The following is a 10,097-nucleotide window of genomic DNA, read 5'->3' as shown; positions in this document are numbered from 1 at the left end:
GCGCGCGGCCGCCGGAGACGATGATCTTGGCGGCCGTCAGCTCGGGGCGGTCGCTCTTGGTCACTTCACGGCCCACGAAGCTGCTCTTGCCGCTGTCGCCAGCGGCCGCCAGCTGCTCCACCTGGGCGCTGCCGCCCGTGGTGGCCGCTGCGTCAAAGCCCGTGCCGCGCACGGTGATGACCTTGATCTTGTCGCTGCTTTGCACCGTGGCAATGGCGTTGCCTGCGTAGATGGGGCGCTCGAAGGTGTCGGCGCTGTCCACCTTGGTGATGTCGCTGATCTGGGCCACGTCCAGCTTGGCGGCCACGCGCGGCGCGGCGTTCTTGCCGCTGGCGGTGGCGGGGAACAGGATATGGCTGTAGTTCGAGGCAATCGCCAGCACTTGCGCTGCGATGTTCTCGGCGAGGCTGTCCTTCAGGCTGGCGCCGTCGGCGTGGATGACCTTGGCAACGCCAGCGATCTGGGCCGCAGCCTGCGCAGCGGCGCCGGCATTCTCGCCCGCCACCAGCACATGCACGTCGCCGCCGCAGGCCAGGGCCGCAGTGACGGTGTTGAGCGTGGCGCTCTTGATGGAAGCGTTGTCGTGTTCTGCAATAACGAGGGATGTCATGTCTGCGAATTCCTTTAGATGACCTTGGCTTCGTTCTTGAGCTTGCTGACCAGGGTCGCCACATCGGGCACCTTCACGCCAGCGCCGCGCTTGGCGGGCTCGGCCACCTTGAGCGTCTTCAGGCGCGGGGCGACATCGACGCCCAGCTCTTCAGGCTTGACGGTGTCCAGCTGCTTTTTCTTGGCCTTCATGATGTTGGGCAGCGTGACGTAGCGCGGCTCGTTCAGGCGCAAGTCGGTGGTGATGACGGCCGGCAGGCTCAGGGCCAGGGTTTCCAGGCCGCCGTCCACTTCACGGGTCACGTTGACCTTGTCGCCAGCGACTTCGACCTTGGAGGCGAAGGTGGCTTGCGGCAGGTCGGCCAGGGCCGCCAGCATCTGGCCGGTCTGGTTGGCGTCGTCGTCGATGGCCTGCTTGCCCAGGATGATCAGGCCGGGCTGCTCCTTGTCCACCAGGGCCTTGAGCAGCTTGGCGACGGCCAGGGGCTGCAGCTCCTCGGTGGTCTCCACCAGGATGCCGCGGTCGGCACCGATGGCCATGGCCGTGCGCAGGGTTTCCTGGCACTGGGCCACGCCGCAGGAGACGGCGATGACTTCGGTGACCACGCCCTTTTCCTTGAGGCGAACGGCTTCTTCGACGGCGATTTCGTCAAAGGGGTTCATGCTCATCTTGACGTTGGCGATGTCCACGCCCGTGCCGTCCGACTTCACGCGGACCTTCACGTTGTAGTCCACCACGCGCTTGACCGGGACCAAAACCTTCATTGCAGCGGCTCCTGATTGATTGATAGATTGACGTTTACGTAAACCGAAATCATTGTATGCGGCGCTGCAGCAGCTGAGGCAGGTTTCCCTGACGGCCGAGGGCCGCATGCGCGCTCACAAAAAAGAACGATCGTGCCATTTTAAGCACGACCCTTGAGATTTCCTGCAGGGGAACAGCCTGAACTCAGGGTATGCACCTAGGAATAATCCTAGCTGCTTTTCTCTGCTGCCTGGGCCGCCACGCCCACGCGTTCGGTGATCTGTACTACCTGCCTGGGGACCGGCAGGCTCACGCCTGCGGCACGCAGGCCGCGCAGCACGGCGAGGTTGACCTCGGAGCGCACATTTCCCTGGCCATTTTGCGGGTCGTTGATGTAGTAGCTGAGACTGAACTGCAGGCCCTGCTCCACAAAGTCGACCAGAGCCACCGAAGGCGCGGGCGTCTTGAGCACGCGCGGCTGCGCGGCTGCGGCTTCGAGCAGGATGCCGCGCACCTGCTCCACATCGCTGTCCATGCCCACGACGATGTTGGTGGACAGGCCGAACTTGACGTCGAATCCGGTGAGGTTCTCCACACGCTGGGTGATCAGCGTCTCGTTGGGCACGATGGATTCGCGGCCGTTGAGCGCGCGGATGATGGTGTAGCGCGTGCGGATGTCGGTGATGCGGCCCTCGAAGCCGTCCACGCGCACGTTGTCGCCGATGCGCAGCGCACGCTCGATCAGCACCAGAAAGCCGCTGACGTAGTTGGAGGCGATCTTCTGCATGCCGAAACCCAGGCCCACGCCGATGGCGCCGCCCATGACGGACAGCGCCGTCAGGTCCACGCCCACCATGGACAGCGACACCAGCAGGCCCACCAGGATCAGCACGCTGCGCGTGATGTTCATGGCCACCTTGCGCATGGACAGGTCGCTGACCCACTGGTTGATGACCTTCTGCTCGAACAGCGTGGACAGCCAGAGCACGGCCACCATCATCAGGCCCGCCGACAGCGTGCCCTCGATCAGGTTGAGCAGGCTGACCGGCGTCTTGCCGATGTTGAACTGCAGGGCCTCCAGCTCCTCCATGACCTGCGGCAGCAGGCCGATGCTGTGCAGCACGGCCGCGCCCCAGGCCAGCCAGGAGAAGATGCGCTCGATCAGGCGCACCACGGTGGAGTGGGGGAAGGTCCGGCTGAGCACCCGCGCCACGAAGCGGATCACCGACAGGGACACCAGCAGCGACACGGCCACGCGCAACCAGAACACCGTGGAAAACCGCGCCAGGATCTCCTGGCTGGTGAAGACCAGCACCAGCGCCAGCAGCGGGAACAGTGCGCCATCGAGCGCATGGCGGCCAATCCATACGGAGGGCTTGCCATCGTTCAGATGGCCGTAGCGCGCATGCAGGCCGCGCATGGCGCCGTAGGCCAGCAGCAGGCAGCCGATGAGAACGGAGAACTCCAGCCAGGCGCTGGAGCTTTGGAAGTCGTTGATGAGCTTGTCGAAGATGTCCATGGATCAGGGCCGTTCCGCCGCAAGGGCGCAGGCCGCCATCATCGCGCAGATCCAGGACAGGCCAACCGGACCGGGGCCTACATGCAGGTCGGTCAGCGGCCCGTCTTCCAGGCCGGTTCGCGCTTGGCGGCGAAGGCCTGGGCGCCCTCCTGGGCATCGGCATCCATCATGTTGGCGGCCATGGTCTGGCCGGCCAGCTGGTAGGCCGCCTCGATGCCCATCTCGCGCTGGCGGTAGACCAGGGCCTTGCCCATGGCCACGGCCGCGCGGGGCTTGCTGACGATGGACTGCACGAAGTGCTCCACCGCATCGTCCAGCGCCTCCTCGGCCACCACGCGGTTGACCAGGCCCTGGTCCAGCGCCTGCTGCGCGTCGATGAAGTCGCCCGTGAGCAGCATCTCCATGGCCTGCTTGGCCGGCACATTGCGCACCAAGGGCACGCTGGGCGTGGCACAGAACAGGCCATAGTGGATGCCACTGGTGGCAAAGCGCGCCGCCTGCGCAGCAACGGCCAGATCGCACTGGGCCACGAGCTGGCAGCCCGCCGCCGTGGCAATGCCGTGCACGCGCGCAATCACGGGCACGGGCAGCCGGTGGATGGACAGCATCATGCGGCTGCACTGGGCGAACAGCTTCTGGTAGTAGTCCAGCTGCGGATGGGCCGCCATGTCCTTGAGGTTGTGCCCCGCGCAAAAGGCCTTGCCGGCCGCAGCCAGCACGACCACGCGCACGGACTCGTCGCGCGCCACATCGTCCAGCGCCTGCTGCAGCTGCGTGAGCATCTGCTCGCCCAGGGCATTGAAGCGCTGCGGATCGTTGAGCGTGAGCCGTACGACGCCGCGCGCGTCGCGCTGCACGTCGAGCAGGGGGCTGGCTTCAGAAGGATGGGTGCTCGCGTTCATGGTGCTCCAGATCGGGTTCAGAGGTCGGCCAGCACGCGCACGTGCGCTTCCACGCTGCGCGCAAGCGGCCCCATCACGTAGCCGCCTTCCAGGCAGGAGACGATGCGCCCCTTGGAGAAGCGCCGCGCAATGTCCTTGATGCGCGAGGTGATCCAGGTGAAGTCCTGCTCGGTCATGCCCAGCTGGCCCATGTCGTCCTCGCGGTGGGCGTCGAAGCCGGCGCTGATGAAGATCAGCTCGGGCTTGAAGGCTTCCAGTCGCGGGATCCACATCATCTCGACGATCTCGCGGATGTCCATGCCCTTGGTATAGGCGGCCACCGGCACGTTGACCATGTTGGCGGCCGGGTGCTGGTCGCCGCTGAAGGGATAGAAGGGGTGCTGGAAGATGCCGCACATGAGCACACGGTCGTCGCCGGAGAGGATGTCCTCCGTGCCATTGCCGTGGTGCACGTCGAAATCGATCACGGCCACGCGCTTGAGGTGGTGGCGGCTGAGCGCGTACTTCACGCCCACGGCCACGTTGTTGAAGAAGCAAAAGCCCATGGCCTGGTGGCGGGTGGCATGGTGGCCGGGAGGGCGCACGGCGCAAAAGGCGTTCTCCAGCTCGCCGGCCATCACCGCATCGGTGGCCGCCAGCGCGGCACCGGCCGCATGCAGCGCGGCCGAGAAGGTGTGGCTGTTGATGGAGGTGTCGGTGTCGATCTGGGAGTACTCGGGGCCGCCGGCCTGCTGCTCCTCGATGAGGCGCTGGGTCAGGCCCTGCAGCGCGGCCACATGCATGCGGTCATGGGCCAGTTCGATGTCGGCCAGCGAGGCCTGGGGGGCCTCGTGCCGCTCCAGCGCATCGGCCACGCCGGTCACCAGCAGCCGGTCCTCGATGGCGTCCAGCCGGGCCGGGCACTCTGGGTGCCCCGGCCCCATCTCATGCCGCCAGCACTCCCTATGGGTGAAATAACCCGTCTTGCCCACAGTGATGTCTCCGCGATGTTTTTTTTAGGATAACGTCGCGCCATGCAAGCTACACACAAGATCAAGGCGCTTCTGGATCAGCTTAACACGGTGGTTGTAGGGAAGCCGGCTCAGGTCCGCGACAGCGTGGCCTGCCTGCTGGCCGGGGGACACCTGCTGCTGGAAGACGTTCCCGGCGTGGGCAAGACCACGCTGGCCCATGCGCTGGCGCACAGCTTCGGGCTGCAGTTCTCGCGCGTGCAGTTCACGGCCGACCTCATGCCCAGCGACCTCACCGGCGTGTCCATCTATGAGCGCAGCAGCGAGTCCTTCGTCTTCCATCCAGGTCCCGTTTTCGCCCAGGTACTGCTGGCCGACGAGATCAACCGCGCCAGCCCCAAGACACAGAGCGCCCTGCTCGAAGCCATGGAAGAGCGCCAGGTCTCGTCCGAAGGCCGCACGCACCGCCTGCCCGAGCCCTTCTTCGTGATCGCCACGCAGAACCCGCAGGAACAGCTGGGCACCTTCCCGCTGCCCGAAAGCCAGCTGGACCGCTTTCTGATGCGCATCAGCTTGGGCTATCCCGACCGCGCGGCCGAGCGCTCCCTGCTGTCCGGCAATGGCCGGCGCGCCCAGGCCGATGCACTGCTACCGCTGCTGGCCACGGACGAGCTGCAGCAGTTGCAGGCCGCCGTGCTGCAGGTCCATGCCAGCGATGCCTTGCTCGACTATGTGCAGGACCTGCTGGAGGCGACGCGCTCGGGCCAGTGGTTCGTGCAGGGCCTGTCGCCTCGCGCGGGCATTGCGCTGCTGCGCGCGGCCAGGGCGGTGGCCCTGATGGAGGGGCGTGACTACGTGGCGCCCGACGATGTGCAGGCCATCCTGCCGCAGACGGCGGCCCACCGCCTGGTGCCCATAGGCTCCAGCGGCCGGGGTGCCGTGGAGCAGGTGCGCGCCATGCTGGACGCCGTGGCGCTGCGCTGATGCCGGCCGCTCCCGCGTCCTCGCCCGGCGCCGCCCAGCCGGGGGCATCGCTGCGCCAGCGCTGGTCTCCTGCGCGGCGCGTGCGCCAGTGGTGGCATGCCCGCCTGCCGCGCACCGACAGCCTCAGGCTGACCCAGCGCAATGTCTACATCATGCCCTCGCGCGCAGGCTGGGCCCTGGCGCTGACGCTGTGCGTTCTGCTGGTGGCGGCCATCAACTACCAGCTCAACCTGGGCTACCTGCTGACCTTTTTGCTGGCCGGAAGCGCGGCTGCGGGCATGGTGGTCGGCCACGGCAACCTGCGCGGCCTGGCAATGCACCTGGTGCCGCCGGCCGGCAGCTTTGCCGGCCAGCCCTGCCGCTTCGACGTGGTGCTGCACAACAGCCGCCGCAGCACGCGCTGGGGCATAGGCCTGGCCGTGCAGGGCGATGCCCCGGCCAACGACTGGACCTGGATCGATGTACCGGCACAGGGCAGCACCACGGCACAGCTGGCCTTCACGCCGCTGCGCCGGGGACGGCAGCCGCTGCCCACGATCACGGCGGCCACCCGCTATCCGCTGGGCACCTTCCGCGTCTGGGCGCTGTGGCGCGCACAGACGCAGGCCTGGATCTACCCGGCGCCCGAGCACAATCCGCCACCCCTGCCACCGGCCAGCGCCGATGCCGGCGGCCGCAGCGCGGCTGCCACGCGGCACGGCGACGAGTTCGACGGTGTGCGGGCCTACCGCCGCGGCGATCCGCTCAAGCTGGTGGTCTGGAAAAAGGCTGCACAGGCCTTTGCCACGGGCAGCAACCAGCTGGTGAGCCGCGACCGCCCGCTGTCCCAGCAGCACCGCCTGTGGCTGGATGCCAAGGCCACCGGCCTGGCCGACCCCGAGGCCCGCCTCAGCCGCCTGACCGCCTGGGTGCTGGCCGCGCGCCAGCAGGACCTGACCTGGGGCCTGCGCCTGCCCGACGGCCGCGAGATCGCCCCCGACCAGGGCCCGGCCCATGCCACGCTCTGCCTGGAAGCCCTGGCGGCCTGCCCATGAATCGCACGTCCATGCCCTCCTCCTTCCAAGCCATTGCGCAGCCTGCGGCCACTTGGCGCCAGCGCCTGGCCGCCCTGCCCCGCGATGCGCGCGACACCCTGTTCCTGCTGGCCGTGGTGGCCTGGGTGCTGATGCCCCAGGCCGCCCACACGCCCTGGTGGACCATGGTCTTCGTGGCCGGCCTGCTGCTGTGGCGCGCCCTGCTGGCCTGGCGCGGCCAGCCCCTGCCCGGCCGCTGGCTGCTGGGCGGACTGCTGCTGCTGGCCCTGGGCGCCACCTGGGTCTCGCACGGCACCTTTGTCGGGCGCGATGCGGGCGTGACGCTGATCGTGCTGCTGCTGGCGCTCAAGACACTGGAGCTGCGCGCCCGGCGCGACGCCATGGTGGTGTTCTTCCTGGGCTTCTTCGCGCTGCTGGCCAACTTCTTCTACTCGCAGTCCCTGCTGCTGGCCCTGGCCATGGTGCTGGGCCTGCTGGGCCTGCTCACGGCCCTGGTCAATGCCCACATGACCGCCGGCCGGCCGCCGCTGACCCAGGCGCTGCGCACGGCAGCCCTGCTGGCGCTGTGGGGCACGCCGGTGATGGTGGCGCTGTTCCTGTTCTTTCCCCGCATGGCCCCGCTGTGGGGCGTGCCGGGCAACGACCTGGCGGGCCGCAGCGGCCTGTCGGAGAACATGCGCGTGGGCTCCATGGCCTCGCTGGTGCTGGACGAAAACGTGGCCCTGCGCCTGCGTTTCGATACGCCCGATGGTGCTCCTCCGCCTGCCAACACCCTGTATTTCCGGGGACCCGTTCTGTCTCGCTTTGACGGACAGGAATGGCAGATGGACACGGAGGCCGTTCTGGAGGACGCGCAGTTGCGCGTCTCCGGCGAGGGCGTGAGCTACCAGATGACCATAGAGCCCAGCCGCCGCCCCTGGCTACCCCTGCTGGACGCCGCGGCCAGGACTCCCGAGCTCCCCCCAGGCATGGGCACCGCCCGCATGACGCCCCAGTTGCAATGGCTGACCTGGCGCCCCATCACCGACGTGGTGCGCATCAGCGCCCAAAGCCATGTGCAGTTCAGCTACGGCCCGCTCAAGCCCACGCGCGCCCTGCGCCGCTACACCCAGCTGCCCGAAGGCAGCAACCCGCGCACGCTGGAGCTGGCCCGGCAGATGCGCGCCGACCCGCAACTGGCCGATGCCGCGCCCCGCGCCTGGGTGCAGGCCGCGCTGGCGCGCCTGCGCAAGGGCGGCTACACCTACACGCTGGCGCCCGGCGTGGTGGACAGCGTGCACACGGCCGATGACTTCTGGTTCGACAGCAAAGAGGGATTCTGCGAGCACATCGCCTCCGCCTTCGCCGTGCTGATGCGCGGCATGGGCGTGCCTGCCCGCATCGTCACCGGCTACCAGGGTGGCGAGCGCAACCCGGTCGACGGCTACTGGACCGTGCGCAACGCCGACGCCCATGCCTGGACCGAGGTGTGGCTGGAGGATGAGGGCTGGGTGCGCATCGACCCCACCGGCGCCGTGGCCCCGTCGCGCGTGGGCGAGTTCCAGCGCCTGCGCGCGCCGCAGGGCACCATCGCCGGAGCCATGGGCAACTTCGTGGGCGTGGGCATGCTGCAGCAGATGCGCGCCGTGTGGGAGGCCGTCAACAACGGATGGAACCAGTGGGTGCTGAACTACACGCAAAGCCGCCAGCTGGACCTGCTCAAGAACCTGGGCGTGCAATCGCCCTCGTGGGTGGACATGCTGCGCCTGCTGGGCGCGCTGGCCGGCGTGGCCGCGCTGGCCTGGCTGGCCTGGATGGCCCGCGCCCAGCGCACCAGCCGCGACGAATGGCTGCGCCTCATGGACAGGACCCGCGCCCGGCTGCGGCGCATCGGCCTGGACGCCGACGCCAGCCTGCCTCCACGTGCGCTGGCAGCCCAGGTCATGGACCGCTGGGGCCGGGACGATGCCAAGGCGGCCCAGGCCCTTCACGACTGGCTCCTGGGCATGGAGCGCCAGCGCTACGCACGGCCATCCCCATCCCCATCCCCATCCTCATCCGCACCCGACACCCCCGGCCTGCCCGCCCTGCGACGCCAATGGCGGGCGCTGGACTGGCCACGCAATCCGCAGCCACGGCCACAAGCCGCCGCTGCCGGTCCCACGACAAGCACACCATGACCAAGCAACGACTGATCCCCTGCGCCCTGCTGCTGCTTGCGGCCGCGGCCGTGCCCTGCGGCGCGCTGGCCGGCAAGCCGGCAGCCAGCCCTGCCGCCCAAGCCACGACCAAGTCCACGGCCAAACCTTCCACGAAAAAGCGCACGGCCGCTGCTGCCGCCGCCACGGCCGCTGGCGGCGCCGCCGTGGCAAGGACCGTGCAGGGCAGCACGCCCTACGGCGAACGGCCTCAAGCCATGCAGATGGCCGCCGACATTGCGATGCGCCACGACCTGCCGGTGGACTGGGTGCGCGAGACCGTCGCCCAGGCCCGCTTTCTGCCCCAGGTGCCGCGCCTGATGACGCCGGCCGTCCAGGGCACGGCCAAGAACTGGGGCGTCTACCGCAGCCGCTTTGTCGAGCCCGTGCGCATACGTGCCGGGACACGCTTTTGGCAGGCCAATGCCGCTGCGCTGGCGCGTGCCGAAAAGCAGTACGGCGTGCCGGCCGAAATCATCGTCGGCATCATCGGCGTGGAGACCATCTACGGCCAGCAGATGGGCAACTTCCGCGTGATGGACGCCCTGGCCACGCTGAGCTTCGACTTCCCTGCCGCCCACCCGCGCGCTGCGGCGCGCACCGAGTACTTCCGTGGCGAGCTGGAGCAGTTCCTGCGCTTCACCCACCGTGCGGGCACGGACCCGTTCTCGCTGCGCGGCAGCTACGCAGGCGCCATGGGCATGGGCCAGTTCATGCCCAGCAGCTGGGTGAAGTGGGCCGTGGACTTTGACGGCGACGACCGCATCGACCTGTTCGGCAGCGCGGCCGATGCCATCGGCTCGGTGGCCAACTACTTTGTCGCGCATGGCTGGAAAAGCGGCATGCCCACCCACTACCCGGTGATCATGCAGGCCCAGGGCGCCGACCTGGCCGCCCTGCTGGCGCCCGACATCCTTCCCCAGTTCACGGCCGACGAGATGGCCGCACGCGGCGTGCAGGTGCCAGGCGACGGCGCCGCGCACCCGGGGCCGCTGGCCCTGGTCAAGCTGGAAAACGGCGCGCAGGGCCAGCCGCTGTACATCGCGGGCACGGAGAACTTCTATGCCATCACGCGCTACAACTGGTCCAGCTACTACGCGCTGTCCGTGATAGAGCTGGGCCAGGAAGTCGCGGCAGCCATGGGCCGCTGATCCAGGCCATCCAAACCGTCGAGGCG

9 protein-coding genes are annotated in these 10,097 nt (G+C 68.5%); 4 read left to right on the top strand and 5 right to left on the bottom strand.

Features of this window, described 5'->3' with window-relative positions:
- From GRX31_RS26530 to GRX31_RS26510, 5 genes are all read right to left on the bottom strand, one after another.
- Window positions 1–610: electron transfer flavoprotein subunit alpha/FixB family protein (locus GRX31_RS26530; RefSeq protein WP_160855609.1), on the bottom strand; the 610-nt coding region annotated here is incomplete at its 3' end.
- 14 nt (window positions 611–624) lie between these two features.
- Window positions 625–1,374, bottom strand: coding sequence for an electron transfer flavoprotein subunit beta/FixA family protein (locus GRX31_RS26525; protein ID WP_046239651.1), 750 nt, complete (start codon window positions 1,372–1,374; stop codon window positions 625–627).
- A 209-nt stretch (window positions 1,375–1,583) separates the two neighbouring features.
- Window positions 1,584–2,873, bottom strand: a complete 1,290-nt coding sequence (locus GRX31_RS26520) for a mechanosensitive ion channel family protein (protein ID WP_016449703.1) — start codon at window positions 2,871–2,873, stop codon at window positions 1,584–1,586.
- A 92-nt stretch (window positions 2,874–2,965) separates the two neighbouring features.
- Window positions 2,966–3,775 (bottom strand): enoyl-CoA hydratase, encoded by an 810-nt coding sequence (locus GRX31_RS26515; RefSeq protein ID WP_016449704.1) that lies wholly within the window; start codon window positions 3,773–3,775, stop codon window positions 2,966–2,968.
- A gap of 17 nt (window positions 3,776–3,792) precedes the next feature.
- A complete protein-coding gene (locus tag GRX31_RS26510; protein ID WP_017406772.1) occupies window positions 3,793–4,698 on the bottom strand; it encodes a histone deacetylase family protein in 906 nt (301 codons plus the stop codon).
- Between the two features lie 90 nt (window positions 4,699–4,788).
- On the opposite strand from GRX31_RS26510, the gene GRX31_RS26505 reads away from it, so the two are divergent.
- From GRX31_RS26505 to mltB, 4 genes are read left to right on the top strand one after another with little or no spacing between them, the layout of a single operon-like run.
- On the top strand, window positions 4,789–5,709 hold the full coding sequence (locus GRX31_RS26505; protein WP_016449706.1) for an AAA family ATPase: 921 nt from the start codon (window positions 4,789–4,791) through the stop codon (window positions 5,707–5,709).
- Window positions 5,709–6,743: a DUF58 domain-containing protein gene (locus GRX31_RS26500; RefSeq protein WP_016453787.1), complete on the top strand. Its 1,035-nt coding sequence runs from the start codon at window positions 5,709–5,711 to the stop codon at window positions 6,741–6,743. The genes GRX31_RS26505 and GRX31_RS26500 overlap by 1 nt, the downstream gene beginning before the upstream one ends.
- A complete protein-coding gene (locus GRX31_RS26495; protein ID WP_160855607.1) occupies window positions 6,740–8,902 on the top strand; it encodes a transglutaminase family protein in 2,163 nt (720 codons plus the stop codon). The genes GRX31_RS26500 and GRX31_RS26495 overlap by 4 nt, the downstream gene beginning before the upstream one ends.
- Complete coding sequence (mltB, locus tag GRX31_RS26490) at window positions 8,899–10,071, top strand: lytic murein transglycosylase B (protein ID WP_160855605.1); 1,173 nt, start codon at window positions 8,899–8,901, stop codon at window positions 10,069–10,071. Before GRX31_RS26495 ends, mltB begins: the two co-directional genes overlap by 4 nt.
- Window positions 10,072–10,097: the final 26 nt, after the last annotated feature.

Source organism: Delftia sp. CH05, from assembly GCF_009827015.1.
Classification (GTDB): Bacteria; Pseudomonadota; Gammaproteobacteria; order Burkholderiales; family Burkholderiaceae_C; genus Comamonas; species Comamonas tsuruhatensis.
This window is presented reverse-complemented; position numbering and strand designations above follow the sequence as displayed.